The organism is Flagellimonas baculiformis, from assembly GCF_033441575.1.
In the GTDB taxonomy this organism is placed as follows: Bacteria; Bacteroidota; Bacteroidia; order Flavobacteriales; family Flavobacteriaceae; genus Flagellimonas; species Flagellimonas baculiformis.
On sequence record NZ_JAUZVW010000003.1, the window covers coordinates 115,629 to 132,257 of the forward strand.

Annotated in this window: 16 protein-coding genes; 5 read left to right on the forward strand and 11 right to left on the reverse strand. The window is 46.7% G+C overall.

What is annotated here, in order from left to right:
* Positions 1–87: 87 nt before the first annotated feature.
* Both SD450_RS05485 and SD450_RS05490 read left to right on the forward strand, forming a co-directional pair.
* On the forward strand, positions 88–1,239 hold the full coding sequence (locus SD450_RS05485; RefSeq protein ID WP_318343632.1) for a sensor histidine kinase: 1,152 nt from the start codon (positions 88–90) through the stop codon (positions 1,237–1,239).
* Positions 1,240–1,247: 8 nt separating this feature from the next.
* Positions 1,248–1,598 (forward strand): hypothetical protein, encoded by a 351-nt coding sequence (locus SD450_RS05490; protein ID WP_318343633.1) that lies wholly within the window; start codon positions 1,248–1,250, stop codon positions 1,596–1,598.
* On the opposite strand, the gene SD450_RS05495 is transcribed toward SD450_RS05490, so the two are convergent.
* Entirely contained in the window at positions 1,595–1,984 is a 390-nt protein-coding gene (locus SD450_RS05495; RefSeq protein WP_318343634.1) for an HIT family protein, read from the reverse strand. The two genes, SD450_RS05490 and SD450_RS05495, sit on opposite strands and share 4 nt — an antisense overlap.
* A 67-nt stretch (positions 1,985–2,051) precedes the next feature.
* Positions 2,052–2,528, reverse strand: coding sequence for a transcription elongation factor GreA (gene greA / locus SD450_RS05500; RefSeq protein WP_072875994.1), 477 nt, complete (start codon positions 2,526–2,528; stop codon positions 2,052–2,054).
* Between the two features lie 185 nt (positions 2,529–2,713).
* Between greA and SD450_RS05505 the strand changes: the two genes are divergently transcribed.
* Entirely contained in the window at positions 2,714–3,151 is a 438-nt protein-coding gene (locus tag SD450_RS05505) for a Rieske (2Fe-2S) protein (RefSeq protein WP_318343635.1), read from the forward strand.
* On the opposite strand, the gene SD450_RS05510 is transcribed toward SD450_RS05505, so the two are convergent.
* Both SD450_RS05510 and SD450_RS05515 read right to left on the reverse strand, forming a co-directional pair.
* A complete protein-coding gene (locus SD450_RS05510; protein WP_318343636.1) occupies positions 3,152–4,180 on the reverse strand; it encodes a Gfo/Idh/MocA family protein in 1,029 nt (342 codons plus the stop codon).
* A 6-nt stretch (positions 4,181–4,186) separates the two neighbouring features.
* On the reverse strand, positions 4,187–6,346 hold the full coding sequence (locus SD450_RS05515; protein WP_318343857.1) for a TonB-dependent receptor: 2,160 nt from the start codon (positions 6,344–6,346) through the stop codon (positions 4,187–4,189).
* A gap of 375 nt (positions 6,347–6,721) precedes the next feature.
* Here SD450_RS05515 and SD450_RS05520 point away from each other — a divergent pair, with 375 nt between their 5' ends.
* Entirely contained in the window at positions 6,722–9,178 is a 2,457-nt protein-coding gene (locus tag SD450_RS05520) for a hybrid sensor histidine kinase/response regulator (protein ID WP_318343637.1), read from the forward strand.
* Here SD450_RS05520 and SD450_RS05525 read toward each other — a convergent pair.
* The 7 genes from SD450_RS05525 to SD450_RS05555 form a co-directional block, all read right to left on the reverse strand.
* Positions 9,153–10,493, reverse strand: a complete 1,341-nt coding sequence (locus tag SD450_RS05525) for a sigma-54-dependent transcriptional regulator (protein WP_318343638.1) — start codon at positions 10,491–10,493, stop codon at positions 9,153–9,155. The genes SD450_RS05520 and SD450_RS05525 overlap by 26 nt on opposite strands.
* 143 nt (positions 10,494–10,636) lie before the next feature.
* A complete protein-coding gene (locus SD450_RS05530; protein WP_318343639.1) occupies positions 10,637–10,939 on the reverse strand; it encodes a hypothetical protein in 303 nt (100 codons plus the stop codon).
* Positions 10,940–11,607: 668 nt separating this feature from the next.
* Complete coding sequence (locus SD450_RS05535) at positions 11,608–13,146, reverse strand: DUF4301 family protein (RefSeq protein WP_318343640.1); 1,539 nt, start codon at positions 13,144–13,146, stop codon at positions 11,608–11,610.
* A gap of 3 nt (positions 13,147–13,149) precedes the next feature.
* A complete protein-coding gene (locus SD450_RS05540) occupies positions 13,150–13,707 on the reverse strand; it encodes an ATP-binding protein (RefSeq protein WP_318343641.1) in 558 nt (185 codons plus the stop codon).
* On the reverse strand, positions 13,662–14,303 hold the full coding sequence (gene pnuC, locus SD450_RS05545) for a nicotinamide riboside transporter PnuC (RefSeq protein WP_318343642.1): 642 nt from the start codon (positions 14,301–14,303) through the stop codon (positions 13,662–13,664). The genes SD450_RS05540 and pnuC overlap by 46 nt, the downstream gene beginning before the upstream one ends.
* Positions 14,287–14,547 carry a YkoF family thiamine/hydroxymethylpyrimidine-binding protein gene (locus SD450_RS05550; protein WP_318343643.1) on the reverse strand — a complete coding sequence of 87 codons (261 nt, stop codon included), beginning with the start codon at positions 14,545–14,547 and terminating at the stop codon, positions 14,287–14,289. Before SD450_RS05550 ends, pnuC begins: the two co-directional genes overlap by 17 nt.
* Positions 14,548–14,586: 39 nt before the next feature.
* On the reverse strand, positions 14,587–15,228 hold the full coding sequence (locus SD450_RS05555; protein WP_318343644.1) for a 4'-phosphopantetheinyl transferase family protein: 642 nt from the start codon (positions 15,226–15,228) through the stop codon (positions 14,587–14,589).
* A 74-nt stretch (positions 15,229–15,302) separates the two neighbouring features.
* Between SD450_RS05555 and ahcY the strand changes: the two genes are divergently transcribed.
* Positions 15,303–16,619, forward strand: coding sequence for an adenosylhomocysteinase (ahcY, locus tag SD450_RS05560; protein WP_318343645.1), 1,317 nt, complete (start codon positions 15,303–15,305; stop codon positions 16,617–16,619).
* Positions 16,620–16,629: the final 10 nt, after the last annotated feature.

Genomic DNA, 16,629 nt, shown 5'->3' on the forward strand with positions numbered 1-16,629 from the left:
ATGAATCCTATTGAAAACCCGTTATGCTAACTAACTATCAACATGTTTTCCATTTTCCGCTATCTTTAAAACACAATCCGACCAACAATGAACTTCAGCCCCAAAAGGAAAGCTTCCAATATTACCTTGTTGATATCCGCATTCGTCATTGTGAGCTTGATTTTGTGGAACACCAACAGTTTTTTTAAGAAGTTCAAGGAGGAAGAACGGTTGAAAATGGAAATATGGGCCACGGCCCAGTTGGAGCTCATCCAATCCCCGGTAGATCAGGAACTGGGCAACCTTACCTTGAAGGTGATGGCCAACAACACGTCCACCCCCATGATCTTGGTCAATGAAAAGGGGTCCTACAAAACCCACAATATCGATAAGGACAAGATTGCCGACAGCACCTATATCCAACAAAAGATAGAGCAGTTCAAAAATGAGAACGAGCCCATACAGATCATCCAGGAAGATGAACTGCTGGAAACGCTCTACTACGGAAACTCCGAGGTGCTCAACAAATTGAAGTATTATCCCCTCGCGCTGCTGCTGATCATATGCCTGTTCGGGACGGTCATTTTCTTTTTCTTCAAGACCAATAAGGCATCGGAACAGAACAAGCTCTGGGCGGGCATGGCCAAGGAGACCGCACACCAGATCGGCACTCCACTGACATCGCTCATGGGTTGGAACGAACTGTTGAAGACCGAGGACATCAACCCGGATGTGACCAAGGAAATTGCGAAGGACATCGACCGACTACAGACCATTACGGAGCGTTTTTCCAAAATTGGATCGATCCCTGAACTGCATGTCCACGACATTGTTGAAGAAACCAAAAAGGCCTACGACTATCTCAAGCAAAGGAGTTCCAAACTGGTCCATTTCTCCTTTAGCAGCAATGTGGAGGAAGCCCTTGTACTGCTGAATCCTCCATTGTACAACTGGAGCATTGAAAACTTGGTAAAAAATGGGATCGATGCGATGAAGGGCAAAGGGAACATCGCCATCCAGATCGAGAAAAAAGGACAAACGGTCAATATTTTGGTTTCGGACACCGGCCACGGAATCGCAAAAAGTGACTTCCAGAACATTTTTAATCCAGGGGTGACCACCAAGAAAAGAGGCTGGGGGTTAGGACTTTCCCTTGTAAAAAGAATCGTGGAAGAGTACCATAAAGGAAAAATTAAAGTATTTTCGTCAAGTAAGGAAGGAACAATCATGCAAATTTCCCTAAGAGCAAATGAAAAATGAAATGAGCCATGGCAAAGGAAAAAAAACTTGTACTAAAGGAAGCTGAGATTACCAATAACTGCCCCGAATGTTATAACCAGGAACTGAAGCTTACCTTTTACCAAAAGCACATGTACAGCCCGTTGTACCACCGGACAACGAACGAGGTGACCCACGAGATCAAGTGCAACAAATGCAATTCGACAATTTATCCAGTGAACTGGACCCCCGATATTGAAAGGGTCTATGAGTATTACAACAAACTGGTGGCCCCTGACCGGAAGTCGATACGGTTCACCACCTTGTTTTTTATCATTCTGGCATTGTTGCTCTGCCTTGTGGCTGGAGCTGTGTACTTTTTCCTTCAGGGCACGATTTAGAGATGGGAACGGATGGCTTCGGCCACGGTCTCAAATTCTTCAGTAGTCAGTTTTTCCTTGTGTTGAAAGGTCGCGTTCGCCATGCTCTGCAAGGGAATAAGATGCACGTGCACATGGGGCACTTCGAGACCGATCACGGTCATGCCGACCCGCTTGCAGGGAACGGCTTTTTCCAGGGCAATGGCCACTTTTCGCGAAAACGACATGAGTTTCCCGTAAGACTCCCCGTCCAAGTCCCATATTTTGTCCACTTCCTTTTTGGGGACACATAAGGTATGCCCTTTGGAATTTGGGTTGATGTCCAAAAAGGCGAAATTGTCCTCGTCTTCGGTTATTTTATGGCAGGGAATTTCCCCGTTCATGATCTTGGTAAAAATACTGGCCATCTTGATTTGGTTTTTAACTAAAAATCCCGTCGTGGGACGGGATTAAATATACAGATTTTAATTGCTGTCACTCCCTGGTGATCTCCAAAACTTCCAGTTTCAGGGTTCCATTGGGCACCTTGATCTCTGCCATGTCCCCCACTGATTTTCCCAACAACCCCTTTCCTATGGGGGAAGTGACGGAAATTTTTCCTGTCTTGAGATCTGCCTCGCTTTCGGCCACCAAAGTGTATTTCATGACCATACCATTGGCCTGATTTTTCAATTTTACGGTCGATAGAACGAGAATTTTTGAGTTGTCCAATTGTGATTCGTCTATCAATCGGGCATTGGCCAAGGTTTCCTCCATCTTGGAAATCTTCATTTCCAAAAGGCCCTGTGCTTCCTTTGCTGCATCATATTCGGCATTCTCGGACAGATCTCCCTTGTCTCTGGCCTCTGCAATGGCCTGGGATGCCTTCGGACGTTCCACGTCCTTTAGCTGGTTCAGTTCGTCCCTCAGCTTCTTTAATCCTTCTGCGGTATAATAAGATATCTTGCTCATATCGACATGTTTTAATGCAAAGGAACATCGAAGAAAATCAAAAAATTTCCCCAATGGTCTCTTTCTCTACAAATACAAAAAATCCTCTACGATTCCCATGACCTGCATGGTTTTTGCGAGGATTTAACGCAAATATAGGTAATTTTTGTTCAACTTTGCCGAAGCACCTCATTGAAAATACCGCTATGAAACATTTCTGGGGCCTTTGCCTTCTTTTGATTCTATTCGCCTGTAGTTCAGACAGTACCAACCGAAACCCCTATTTGCAGGAAGTGCGTTTCCGGTTCGACCTGAACCTGAACCTTCCCTTGTACAGCAACCTCAATACCATTGGCAATCCGGTGTATGTGGGGAACAGTGGTGTGGGTACCCGTGGCGCTTTTGTGATCAAATCCAGCTTGGACACCTTCTACGCCTTTGAGGCCAGCTGTCCCAACCATGCCCCAAACGATTGCTCCACCATGACCATAGATGGGCAAAATGTGGTCTGTAGCTGCGAAGGGTACACGTATAGCCTATTTACCGGGCAGCAATTGGACAGGCCCGATGATGGGAAAAGATACCATGACCTATTGTATTATAGAGCGACCCAGAGCGGGAATGTGGTGACGATTTCCAACTGATCAATTATTCCCCAAAATACGGTCCATGACCCAACTGGTGTGCAATCCTGTTTTTCCAGTGGATGGGTGCGCTTTTCTTCCCAAAAGGTGCTCCTTGATGTTTTCCACATGAAATTGCTGCACGTGATCGGGGTGGGGAACTTCCATGAGCTGTAGTCCCGATTCATTTTCCAATACCAAGGGGGCCTCGTCCAAAACAGCAAAGCTGATCTTTCCTTTGGAACCCAGGATATCGACTTTATCCTCTCGAAAATAATGGCCAAAATTCCATACCCCTGTACCAGTCACACCACTTCCATGCAACCAAGTCCCAGAAACCGCATCGTGTGCAGCATATAGCCCTTGTTGGTTCAAGGCAATCCCGTGGGCCATTTGGATGTCCCCCAAAAGAAAAGTGAACAAATCGAGTCCGTGGCTCGCCAGATCATCAAAATAGCCTCCAGGGGCCACTTTGTTGTCCGTTCTCCAATTGTAATCCCCGTTCAGATCTATGTCACTGGGCGGCTTCGTCTTTTGCCAATGGATGTGCCGTACTTTTCCGATCAGGCCTTCATCCAGCCATTCTTTCACTTTAAGGAACCTTGGCAAGGAACGGCGGTAGTAGGCCACAAAAAGGGGAATGCCCTTTGTGCGGAACGCTTCATAAATGGCAAGACTGTCCACATAATTGGGAGCCATGGGCTTTTCGACACAGCAGGGTTTTCCGGCAGCGGCCACTTTTAGGGCATAAAATTTATGGGAGTCGGGTGGTGTGGCAATATATATGGCATCTATTTCCGGATGGTCTATCACCTCATTCGCATTGGTGGTCCATTGGGCTATTTTGTGCCTTTCGGCATAGTCCCTCGCCTTCTCCGCATCGCGGCGCATGACCATTCGTACTTCAAAACCGGGAGTGTTCACATAGGCCGGAACGCTCTTTTTTTCGGCCACACTGCCACAACCAATGATGCCCCAACGAAGGGGTCTGTTTTCAGGAAAAAGAAAATGGGATTCTGCCATGTCATAAAAGTACAGAATCCCATTCATTACCGTTTAAAAAACAATGGTGGCCCCCAACAAAAAGTTGATTCCTGCTTGGGGATAATATCTGGCTTCCTCGATGGTGGTGATGGTTCCCGGGTTGGAAAAATCATCATCGTAGGTGTAAAAATATCCGTTGGAAACTATGTCGGCATCGAAAATGTTGTTCACCAGGCCGGACAGGATTATGCTCTTAAAAAAAGAGTTGGCATTGATGACATATTGCACATTGAAATCGGTCTGGGTGTAGCTGTCCAAAGTGGAATTTTCCGAGTCTATATTGCCCATGTATTGCTTGCCCACAAATTTGGACAACAGTGACAACTGGAAGTTTTGATGGGGTTGAAAGGCCAAAATATTTCCCGCCACGATCTTGGGGGAGTAGGCGATGTTGGTATTTCCCAAATCCTGAAGTTCACCATCCCTTTGGAAATAAAAATCGAGGTTGCGGTTGTCGCTAAGGGCGATGTTGGGCCTGAGCATGAACTTTTGTCCCAGTTTGATGTTGGCATCCATTTCCAGACCCATGCGATAACTGTCCCCCACATTGGATCTTAAGGGCGCCCCCACATCGTTGAGTTCCCCCGTAAGCACCAATTGATCCTTATACCGCATGTAGTACACGTTGGTGTTCAATTGGAAATTGGGGGAAACATAGCGCCAACCCAACTCAAAATCGTTCAGATGCTCTGGTTTTGGGCTGCCACTTTCATAATCATTACGGTTGGGCTCCCTACTGGCCTTGGCATAGGAAAGATAGAAATTGTTGTTCCGGTCCATGTCAAAGGTGACACCGGCCTTGGGATTGAAGAAGTCAAAGGTGTCATCGACCAGTCCGGTATCGTCCCCATTGGCCTCATAGCCGACGCCTCGATATTGCACATCACCAAAAATGGACCATTTTCCATTGAGTTGGTAGTTGGCCTTGGCATAGACATTAAAATCCGTCTTGGTGGAGTTGTCGTCATAGTATCTGTCCCTGATTTCACTATCGCTGGCATAACGTGCCCAGATGATCTCCCCGAAATGATCTCCTTTGTACTCATTATATCCTCCTCCCAAAATCAATCGAAGGTCATTTTTGGTATAAGTAGCCGAGAAAACGGTGCCGTAAAAATCATTGTCCAACCATCTTCTGCGGATCAAATCGGTGGTATTTATGGTTTCGCCACCTATTTCGATGGGCTCCAATCCATAATCGGCAAAGTCATCGTCTTCCCGATATTGTTCAAAATAACCCCTTCCCCGGGTATAGTGCAGGGCCAGATTGGTGCTCCACTCAGGACTCAAAGTCTCGCTCCAATGCAACTGAAAATGGTCCTGCTTGTAATTGTCCTCCTCTTTATCATAGAATTGGGTCTGTCCGTTTTCATCGGTGTACATGCCCACCGGATTGAAGGTCCTGTTATTTTCCAGTTGTTCGGCGGTGATTCCGTCCCAAGCCTGGTACGTGATCTCATGACCGCCAAAAAGCAAAGCTTTCACCAAGGTATTTTCGTCCTTATAGACCCCTTGCAGGAAATAGGCATCCAGTTCCGAAGCGGCTCTGTCCACATACCCATCGGATGTGATCCGCGACAACCTTCCCGAAAACTCAAAATGATCGTTCAGGATACCGGTGCTGAACTTCACATTGTTCCGCAGCGTGTTGAAACTCCCCACGGATGATGAGACCTTGGCATAGGCTTCCTCGGAGAATGCGTCGGTGAGCACGTTGAGGCTTGCCCCAAAGGCCCCGGCCCCGTTGGTCGATGTCCCCACCCCTCGTTGCAATTGAAGGCTTTGGGTGGAAGAGGCAAAATCGGGCATGTTCACCCAAAATGTACCTTGCGATTCGGCATCATTGTAAGGCACCCCGTTGATGGTCACGTTTACCCGCGTGGCATCACTACCCCGCACACGGATGCTGGTGTATCCCACCCCGGCCCCGGCATCGGAAGTGGTCACTACCGCAGGCATAAAGTTCATCAGGATGGGTACGTCCTGCCCGAGGTTCCTGGAAGCCATTTCCTCCTGGTCCAAATTGGTAAAGGTGATGGGAAATTCCTTGGTCACCCTAATGGCCTGCACCAATACCTCATCCAGCACCACTTTCTTCCCTTCGAGGGAATCGGTCGGTTCTTCCTGGGCGCTCATGTTGAACGCCAGCCCTGAAAGGGCCAATGTTGCCATTAAGGTTTTGATGTTGCGCCCGTGGTTCTTTATCGGTCGCGTTGGACCGCATGCGAACCCAGCGGTCATGGGCTTACTGTTTGAATAAAGCAGTTTCATTCGTAAAAATGTTACGAATAAAAGGGGTCATTATTCTTGTTGATAAATTGATTTTTGTTTCAAAAGAAACATAGAAATTCCAAGATGCGCCTTGCGCAATCCCTTGGCGGCATTACCCGCCCAGGTTCATTGGGTATAATCTCAGCCTTTTTGCAAAAGCACCCCTTTGAGATGGGACAAATGTACTGAGCAAGGTCCACTTTTCATAAAAATAGATTGGGAAAATTTAACTTTTTCTAACAACCATGACCCTCATGTTCCAGCGTATATACAAATATGTACCCCAGATCCAAAAAGAGGTTTACATTCAATATCATTTCCAGTTACGTGGCCCTTGGTATTTTGGCCGTGTTTGCCGCTTTTTTTATTTATAATGAGTTCAAGACCTACGTTTCTACCAAAAACAGTGAGGGCGATAGTGCCAAATTGTTACATACCAATAGATTGCTCTCCAACCTCTACGAAGCGGAAAACCTTTCCAAATTGGCACTCAAGACCAAAAAACCGGATGACCTGAAAGCCTATGCGATAAAAGTGGATTCCATCAACACCATTATCGATTCCCTTAAACCGCTTGTCAAAAACAATCCCAATTACCTGATCTCCCAACTGGACAGCGTTCAGGGGCTCCTACAGCAGAAGGTGTACAACAGTGCTGAGCTTCGAAAGTTAATGGTGGAGAACGAGAACAGTACTTCTTTCGATGCCGTGTTGGAAGCTTTCCACAGAATGGAGGTGGAGATGGGACGGATCACCGCTGAAAGTTTTGTCCCCAATTTTGAGCAATTGCCCCCATCGACCCAAAAATCCATCCGGGAATATGTGGCCCTGCTCAACAAAAACATTCCAAGCACCAACAGCAATGTGGACGCAAACAACATCGACTCCATACTGCAGGTGTCCCGGTCCATCTTGAACAAAGCCATAACCGAAGCCGCGGCCAATGAGCGTTCCCTGATCCAAAAAGAACTCCAGATCTATAGGACGGACCTTGAACTTTCCCAAAAGATGCGAAGCATTATTGCCGGATTTGAACGTGAGATGGCCCAAAAGGCGCAATTGGACAATGCCAACCAGCGGCTTGCCATGCAAAGAACCACCCGTTTGGCAGGTGGGGCCTTATTGCTGGGGCTTTTGATCGTCATTTTCTTCACCTTCATGATTTCCAAGGATTATTGGAAGGTGCAACGTTATCGGGAACAACTGGAGGAAGAGAAAAAATATTCCGAATTTCTTCTGAAGAGCAGGGAGCAACTGATTTCCACGGTAAGCCATGATCTGAGAACACCTTTGAACACCATAAGTGGTTACACCGAGCTGATGGAGCACAGTGGATTGAGTGGCAAGCAACTGGGCTATCTAAAAAACGTCAAATCAGCTTCAGGGTATGTGGAAAACTTGGTGAACGACCTTTTGGACTATTCAAAATTGGAGGCTGGCCGAATGAATCTCGACCGTGTGCCCTTCCTGTTGCCCAGCCTTATCCGTGAAACGTTGGTGCACTTTGGGGAAGTAAATTCCAAAAAGGATGTGGAGCTCCGGTCGGAAATCGATGAAAGGCTGGAAAAGCCCATTGTCAGCGATCCCTTCCGCATACGGCAAGTTTTGACGAACTTGGTGGGCAACGCCCTGAAGTTTACCGATAAGGGACATGTTATGATCTCTGCCATCTTGGAGGAAAAAGCAGGCAGACCTTGGGTCAAGATCGAAGTGGAGGATACCGGTATTGGCATAAAACCTGAAAAACAGCAGCTCATATTTCAAGAATTCGCCCAAGCCAATGAATCCACCGAAAAAAAATATGGGGGATATGGCCTTGGACTGACCATTTCCAAAAAATTGACCGAGCTCTTGGGTGGGACCATCCAAATGAAAAGCACTGAAAATCAGGGAAGTACATTTACCGTAAGCTTTCCGGTGGAATTTGGTGAAATGCCTGTTGAGGCTGATACTACAAAACCCGTCCTACCCAACGGAACATTGAGGCTATGTGCAATAGATGATGATGTGACCATGCTCAAACTCTTGGAGGACATTTGTCAGATCAATGCAATCCACATCGTGACCCATTCCAAATTCAAAGAACTGGAAAAAGAGGGCAATCTTTCCTATGATGTGGTACTGACCGATATCCAAATGCCGGGAACCGATGGCTTTACGGTTTTGGAGAAGCTGAGGGGCATGGGTTATGAAAATCCTGTGATAGCCATGACAGGGCAAAAAATCACGGACAAGTCGGTCTATACCCAAGCTGGGTTCGAAGATGTGCTACAGAAACCTTTCTCCAACATTTCCTTATTGGATGTTTTGGCCAGAACAGGCCATTCCTCCTTGTCAAATGGGAGTGCGGGCACTGCCCTTGCTGTTCCCGATCCCCAATCGTCATATTTCAGTATCAAGAATATCTTACCCTTTCTGGAAAGTCCAAAGGCTGTTCGGGAAGTGTTGGAAGTGTTTTTGGAAAATACGGACAAAAATATGGAACTGCTCTTTTCACACATCAGCAGCCCTGATTTTTCAGAAATCCGTGCCATAGCACATAAGATGCTACCCATGTTCAGGCAGTTGGAAGCCCACGAGGCCATTCCATTATTGGAAAATATGGAACGTCTTTCCGATGATACGAAGGGAAAAAAAGTGTTTGGGATGTTGACAGGGCTTGAAAAAACAATTTCTCACCTCAACGGGGATATCAAGGACTACTTGGTCAAACTTCCAATTGATATTGGTTGATCTTGTTGTAAAGGGTCTTCCTGGTGATGTGGAGCAATTTTGCCGCTTTGCTCTTGTTGAAGTTGGTCTGTTTCAAAGCGGTGAGGATCCTTTCTTTTTCATACTCAGCCCTAGAGAAGACGGAAGTATTTTCCGTTTGTGAAGCCTGCACGACCTCATCGGCAAGGGAACTTGCCAAAACGGTATTTCCCTGCGTAAAGAGCACGGCCCTTTTGATCATGTTCTTCATCTCCCTAAGGTTTCCTGGCCATGGATAATCCAACAATATTTGTTGCGTCTCTTCGGAAAACTCCAATACCTCCTTGTCCAGTTCTGCATTGGCCTTGTCCAAAAAATAATTGGCGAACAAAAGGATATCCTCTTTTCTGTCCCGCAATGACGGAACTTCAATGGAGAACTCGTTCAACCGATGGTAAAGATCTTCCCTAAAACTGCCTTCCTCAACGGCTTCCAGCAGGTTTTCGTTGGTGGCGGCAATGATCCGAAGATCCAATTGGATCTCTTTGGTGCTCCCCACCCGTTTTATCTTCCGTTCCTGAATGGCCCTGAGCAACTGCACTTGGTGTTCGTAGGACAGGTTTCCTACCTCATCCAAAAAGAGGGTCCCTCCATTGGCCGCTTCAAAATGTCCTTTTTTGTCCTCTATCGCCCCTGTGAAACTTCCCTTGACATGGCCAAAAAATTCACTGGTGGCTATTTCTTTCGGAATGGCCCCACAGTCCACGGCCACAAAATTGTGGCCCTTTCTTTTGCTGGCATTGTGGATGGCATTGGCCGTGACCTCTTTTCCCGTACCACTTTCGCCGGTCAACAGGACCGACATATTGGTAGGTGCCACCAACTCGATGTATTGTTGTAATTTTTTTGATCTTTCACTCTCTCCCATCAAAAAATTGCCCTGTCCAGAAGTCTTGGGACGGGGTTTTGGTGTCTTGGGCACTGCTTCGGTGGTTGTGGCCACATTCAGCGCATTATTGATCACTGATAGGATTTCCTCCGGGGTAAAGGGTTTTGAGATGTAATCGAAAGCGCCCTTTTTCATGGCGTTGACCGCGGTCTTGACCTCTGCATAGCCCGTCATCAGGATAACCTGGGTGGCAGGCGATTCCTTTTTGACCCGGGGGAGCAACGTGACCCCGTTCCCTTTGGGAAGTCTGACATCGGAGAGGATAATATCGAAGATGGAAGTGTTCAGTTGTTCTTCCGCTTCTTTGATGGAGTAGCTTGTGGAAACGGCAAAACCATGCTTGGTCAAAAACTTTTGCAGCATTTGACAAAAAGCCGTGTCGTCCTCAATGATTAAGATTTTGGGCATATCTCAGTTGTCTAAGATACAATACCCTTACTTTTTGGCATGGTGGCGAACCCATAAAATTATCACAAAAAAGAAGGGGCCGCTCTCGCAGCCCCTCGCTAACCAAACCAACTAACCTAACGTGTGGTCTCGAAAACTATGATCTACATTTCAATCCAGTTCCCTTCAGCATCGGCATACACTGATCCAGTGGTCCCGTCTTCAAGGGAAAGATCCAATTTGTACTGGTCCTGGTCGTTCTTATAGGCTTTGTCAACCTTGGCAGTGGGGTAATCTTTTGCCACGGCTGAGGATACTGCCTCAGGAAGGTCGGATACACTGATTTCTTGGAAATCCTGTGCCACGACAACTGTTGTTTCATCCATTTTCAATTCTGTGGGCTCCACATTGGCGATAGCTGTTAGTCCTACAAATGATAGTGCGGTTGCAAAAATTAACTTTTTCATGGTATAAGATTTTATGTTACTGATTAAACTTGCTTATCTATATGAAAAACTGGTGCCAAGTTTAGAATAGCTCCCTTCTTACTTGTATTCAATTGATTAATAGCTATTTATATTTTGTGCCGCTTTTGAACGGATGGGTAAAACTGTGTAGGAGTACCCAGAAGGTGTGTAGATTTTATACAAGAAAGGCTGCCGAAGCAGCCTTTCCATTACGCCAAAATCATAATCCCAAGGAAAAAGACTATGAACGAGATTGGCAGAAATGGACAATACATGGATAGTGTTTATATAGCATCGTCCTGATTCTTTTCTTCATTTTTCTTTCTTCGATCCTTTATATAAGCGTATAAAATGTACAGGGCAATCCCGAGGGAGACCAAGTTGAGGAGCAGTACTATTTTTAAAAACATCTTTTTTCATTCACATTTACAGTTTCCATGCCAAGGTGAAAAGAAAGCCGTACATAATGCACGGCCCTCTAACCAAATCAACCAACCTAAATCCTAACAATCCAAAGGACTGCGAATACTTTGCCTTGAGACAGAGATCACCGTCCCAATAGGTTGTACACTTGTTTGGACACCTTTTGTGGACGAAGGTCACATGAATGGACAAAATAAATCCGCCATCAAATTGATGGCGGATTTATTATGCTGTTTTTATGATAGTTATGCTTGGTGTGTGGGTTTCAAAAGATCGTTTACCGTCTTCACCGGGTTGAAGGTCACCAACGGCACTTCCACAAAAATGGTGTTCCAGAATGCCATGCCTCCGTTCCACAGCCCGGGGAGCTCCAGGGCCTTGAGTTCTTTGCCTTCCATGGTCTTGCCGGTGATGAAGCCTTGTTTTTCATCCACAAAATGCAAGAGGTCATACTTTTCCCCTTTGTAATTTCGTACCCCGCACACCAAATCCACAGGGTTGAAATGGGTCGAATTTTTAAGGATTTCAGCCTGTTCAGGATTGTCCATGTCTATTTGGGCGGATTCTATGATCTGAAGCGAAATGTTTCCTTGGGTGTCCTGTATCCAAAATGGTCCTCCTCCAGGTTCGCCTTCGTTCTTTACCATACCGCAGATTCGGATAGGCCTATTTATCCTGTCCTTCAACACCGCTTGCTGCTCGTCCACATCCAGTTCCTCATAATCGTTGGGCATGCGCACATTGAGGCTCTTCTCAAGAAACGTCTTTATTTCGTCCATTTTTTCCACTGAAACATCTCCTTTATCCAAAAGTGATGCATAGGCAAATGCCTTGTCCTGGACCTTCTTGAGTGCCCCTGCCAACATTTTCTTGCTATTGGCCACTTCCTCCAGATTCTTGTCGATCACCACATTGTCGATGTTCTTGATGAAGATGATGTCTGCATCCTGATCGTTCAGGTTTTCGATCAAGGCGCCATGCCCCCCCGGCCTGAACAGGATGGAGCCGTCCCCGTTTTTGAAGGGCCTGTTCTCCATGTCCACCGCAATGGTATCCGTTGATGGTTTTTGATTGGAGTATGAAATTTCAAAACGGGTGTCCGTGCTTTTCGAGACTTTCGGGACCACTTTGGCCTCTTCCTCCTTGAACATTTCATCATGCTGTTCCGAGACCGTAAAATGGAGATGGGCCTTTCCATCGGTTTTCGCATAGAGGGCCGCTTCCTTCAAATGTTCTTCAAATGGGGTGGCGCTCCCGGAATTGTATTGGTGGAACGGCAACAAGCCTTTGGGGTAGAATCCGTAGTTCAATCCATCTTCCACCAACATTTCCTTCACAAAAAGATAGGCTTCCCCATCTTTGTTGGACGCCCTGCCCTTGATTCGACCCATGATCAGATCATAAAAGGGCAACTTGTGTATTTGTTCGGTAAATTTTTTGACATCCGTGTCTCCGGTCCGTTCAGTATAGGCAGAAAGCGATTCCTTGGACGGATCATAGGCATCCAAAAAATTGAACATGGCCTTGAACATCCGTGAGGCGGCCCCCGAAGCGGGAACAAACTTCAAGAGATCGAGGCTGCCCCGATGGTCTTCAAAATACTGGATGAGCTCTTTTTGTTCCTTTTCGGAAAACCGCAGGATACCGTTGCCTACTACGGCCGCTTTTTTGAGTTGCACAAAGGGGATGCCTTCCATAAAGGTCTTGATCTGACGGATGACTTTTTCATTTGAAATTCCTTTGGAATCCAATTGTTCCACGTCTTTCGGACTTAATTCTATCATGTTTCAGAGGAGTTTGTCAATATGTTTTATGGCTGTTGAAAGCCGAGTTGCCTTATCTCCTCTTAAGGTAATAAAATTTCGGTCATATTTTTCCAATGCTTCCTTGAAATATGAAAACATTCGTTCGCGCTCGTCCGGTTTGTCCCTCAGGTCATCCGCCACCCAAGGGGTGTCAATGTAGGTCAACAGGTAAAGGTCATAGGTGTTCTTGAGCGCATATTCTTCCAACATGGGGTCACAAGTACCTGTGTAGTAGGTTTCGGAATAGACCTTGGTCTCCAAAAGGTCGGTGTCGCAGATCAGGACCTTGTTGGCGGATTTGGACAATTGGTTTTCCAAGCGCATCTGTCCATACGCAATGGGCAATAGGTCTTTGGGTTCACAGGTCTTTTGTTCCCTGTCCCATTTTTCCTGAAGATATTCCCGGGCATATTCGGGCACCCATTCGGTGTGGTAATGTTCGGCCAGTTGTTCGGCCAAGGTGGTCTTTCCTGTGGATTCGGGTCCAAAAAGGACTACTTTGATGAGGTTTGTGGGCTCTTGCCCAAGTTTTTCTTCCATGTGAGATATCCCTGAATGGCCAAAATGGTAAAGATGAGGTATTGCAATGAGAACATGCCCCATCCCCTATATGCATACAAAGGTACGGTTATTAAATCTCCTATGATCCATAGGGTCCAGCTTTCCAATTTTTTATTGGCCATATACCACATCGCCGTGAAAAAAATCCCCGAGGTAAGGATGTCCACATAGTTGCTCGTCTGTATCTCTGCCCCAAATACCCTGTACACTCCATAGGTCACAAGCATGGTGAGCATAAAAAGTCCAAAACCCACCCATTTTTCCTTCGTATTGGTTCTAGTGATGTACACCACGGGGTCCCTGTTCTCCTTTCGTCGGGCCCAGTTCCACCAACCATAGATGCTCATGATGGAGAAATAGAAATTCAGCATCATATCCCCAAAAAGCCTGTCCACCAAAAAGATGTAGGTGGTGATGGCGGTGCCCACCAAGCCGGTGGGATAGACCATGATGTCCTCTCTCTTGGCATAGACCACACTGGCTATTCCAAAGAAAAAAGCAGTGGCCTCCAAAATGACGAGGGAAAGCTCCCGATCCTCGTAGGGCCCTAGGAAAAAATCAAAAATGGGGTTCATAGCCGCTTCTGTCGGATTTTACCATTTTCATGGTCAGCACCACATGGTCCAAGGCATTGAACGTTTCCCTGATTTCGGTCTGGAGCAGCGCCATGACCTTGTCGTAGTCCCCGAACACCTGCGTGCTCAATGGATTTTCCAAAATGGTAAGCCCTGAAGCTCGCAATCTTTTGATAAAATCAATGATAGGAGGTTCAAAGTCATCCTGCAATGGGGTAAGGGTAAGTTCAACGGATATTTTCATGGGAACATTTTTCAGGGCAAAACTACTAAAAAGTAATGCTCATCCCCCCATCAATTTGAGCGCATACACGCAGGTGAAGCCCTCAAATTCAAAAAACTCCACCTCATACTGGGATTTTTTACCCTTGTACAGGATTTCGGCCACGGTGCGCGAATCATCAAACGTAAAATCCATGACATTGATATGCCTTAAAAAGCTAAGGCCCTGCTGCGCATATATTTTATAAAGGGATTCCTTGGCACCCCAAACTATGGTCAATTTTCGGATGATGGCCTCCGCATTGGCCAAGGTCTTGTACTCTTCAATGGGCGTGAACTTGTGCGCAATATTGAGGATCTTGTCCCGCTGCATCTCTATGTCGATGCCCACCTCATCGGTCTCGCTCACTATGATCCCTGTAAAATTGTGGGAATGGGTGATGGAAATGTAGCTTCCATCTTTTAGATGGGGCTTGCCAAAATCATCGTAGTAAAGGTCGCTGTCCTGATATCCGGCCTCTGCCAAAAGGTGCCTTATGCTCAGGAATGCCCTGCGGTGCGCCTCGGATTTCATACCGTCCATCCGGGTCTGGCAATGTGGGGTGAGCTCCACATTTCTAGATAGCTGGGCTTCAGGTTCTGTGACTTTCCAAATATAGACTTTGGTGGTAGGTGAAACTGTTATGGTTTTGTAAATGGGCATGACCAGAAGTTAAGCGAATTTGTATCTTTGTCGCACTAATAAAGCGAAGCTACAAAAGTAAATATACATAAAGTATGAGCACAAAGACAATTCCGTACATACCCTATAAGGTAAAGGACATCTCCCTTGCAAGTTGGGGAAGAAAAGAGATTGAGCTTGCCGAAGCGGAAATGCCAGGACTTATGGCATTGCGTGAGGAATACGGGAACCAACAGCCCTTGAAGGGCGCCCGGATTGCCGGTTGCCTGCACATGACCATCCAAACAGCGGTTCTTATTGAAACTTTGGTGGCCCTTGGTGCCGAAGTGACCTGGAGTTCCTGCAACATCTTTTCCACCCAGGACCATGCCGCCGCCGCCATTGCCGCAGCAGGGGTTCCCGTGTATGCTTGGAAAGGGATGAACGCTCAGGAATTTGATTGGTGCATTGAGCAAACCTTGTTCTTTGGAGAGGACAGGAAGCCTTTGAACATGATCTTGGACGATGGTGGTGACCTTACCAACATGGTCTTGGACAAATATCCAGAATTGGCCCCAGGTGTGAGGGGACTTTCCGAAGAAACCACCACTGGCGTGCACCGTTTGTACGAACGAATGAAAAAGGGCACTTTGCCCATGCCCGCCATCAACGTGAACGACTCCGTGACCAAATCCAAGTTCGACAACAAATATGGCTGTCGTGAAAGTGCCGTGGATGCCATCCGCAGGGCCACGGACACCATGTTGGCCGGAAAACGCGTAGTGGTTGCCGGTTATGGAGATGTGGGCAAAGGTACTGCAGCCTCTTTCCGAGGAGCGGGATCTATCGTTACTGTTACCGAAATAGACCCCATCTGTGCCCTACAGGCCTGTATGGATGGCTATGAGGTAAAAAGACTGGAAACCGTCGTTGCTAATGCCGATATTGTGATTACCACGACTGGAAACAAGGACATTATCCGCGAAGAGCACTTTAGGGCCATGAAGGACAAGGCCATTGTCTGCAACATTGGACATTTTGACAATGAAATCGATATGGCCTGGTTGAACGGTGCCTATGGCGATACCAAGGACGAGATAAAACCACAAGTGGACAAATATACCATTGATGGCAAGGACATCATCATTTTGGCCGAAGGCCGATTGGTCAACTTGGGCTGTGCCACAGGACACCCCAGTTTTGTGATGAGCAACTCGTTCACCAACCAGACCTTGGCACAGATAGAGCTTTGGAACCACAGCGATAAGTACGAGAACGAAGTGTATATGCTTCCGAAGCACTTGGACGAAAAAGTGGCCAAACTGCACTTGGCCCGTTTGGGTGCCGAGCTTACCGAACTCAAGGAAGATCAGGCCGAATATATCGGTGTGACCGTCGATGGTCCTTTCAAACCGGATTATTATAGATATTGATTTTCTGGAA

What these genes read in the sequence shown, in the direction of transcription:
- SD450_RS05485 (WP_318343632.1), top strand. Translation starts at nt 88, where the DNA reads ATGAACTTCAGCCCCAAAAGGAAAGCTTCCAATATTACCTTGTTGATA.
- SD450_RS05490 (WP_318343633.1), top strand. Translation starts at nt 1,248, where the DNA reads ATGGCAAAGGAAAAAAAACTTGTACTAAAGGAAGCTGAGATTACCAAT.
- SD450_RS05495 (WP_318343634.1), bottom strand. Translation starts at nt 1,984, where the DNA reads ATGGCCAGTATTTTTACCAAGATCATGAACGGGGAAATTCCCTGCCAT.
- greA (WP_072875994.1), bottom strand. Translation starts at nt 2,528, where the DNA reads ATGAGCAAGATATCTTATTATACCGCAGAAGGATTAAAGAAGCTGAGG.
- SD450_RS05505 (WP_318343635.1), top strand. Translation starts at nt 2,714, where the DNA reads ATGAAACATTTCTGGGGCCTTTGCCTTCTTTTGATTCTATTCGCCTGT.
- SD450_RS05510 (WP_318343636.1), bottom strand. Translation starts at nt 4,180, where the DNA reads ATGAATGGGATTCTGTACTTTTATGACATGGCAGAATCCCATTTTCTT.
- SD450_RS05515 (WP_318343857.1), bottom strand. Translation starts at nt 6,346, where the DNA reads ATGGCAACATTGGCCCTTTCAGGGCTGGCGTTCAACATGAGCGCCCAG.
- SD450_RS05520 (WP_318343637.1), top strand. Translation starts at nt 6,722, where the DNA reads ATGTACCCCAGATCCAAAAAGAGGTTTACATTCAATATCATTTCCAGT.
- SD450_RS05525 (WP_318343638.1), bottom strand. Translation starts at nt 10,493, where the DNA reads ATGCCCAAAATCTTAATCATTGAGGACGACACGGCTTTTTGTCAAATG.
- SD450_RS05530 (WP_318343639.1), bottom strand. Translation starts at nt 10,939, where the DNA reads ATGAAAAAGTTAATTTTTGCAACCGCACTATCATTTGTAGGACTAACA.
- SD450_RS05535 (WP_318343640.1), bottom strand. Translation starts at nt 13,146, where the DNA reads ATGATAGAATTAAGTCCGAAAGACGTGGAACAATTGGATTCCAAAGGA.
- SD450_RS05540 (WP_318343641.1), bottom strand. Translation starts at nt 13,707, where the DNA reads ATGGAAGAAAAACTTGGGCAAGAGCCCACAAACCTCATCAAAGTAGTC.
- pnuC (WP_318343642.1), bottom strand. Translation starts at nt 14,303, where the DNA reads ATGAACCCCATTTTTGATTTTTTCCTAGGGCCCTACGAGGATCGGGAG.
- SD450_RS05550 (WP_318343643.1), bottom strand. Translation starts at nt 14,547, where the DNA reads ATGAAAATATCCGTTGAACTTACCCTTACCCCATTGCAGGATGACTTT.
- SD450_RS05555 (WP_318343644.1), bottom strand. Translation starts at nt 15,228, where the DNA reads ATGCCCATTTACAAAACCATAACAGTTTCACCTACCACCAAAGTCTAT.
- ahcY (WP_318343645.1), top strand. Translation starts at nt 15,303, where the DNA reads ATGAGCACAAAGACAATTCCGTACATACCCTATAAGGTAAAGGACATC.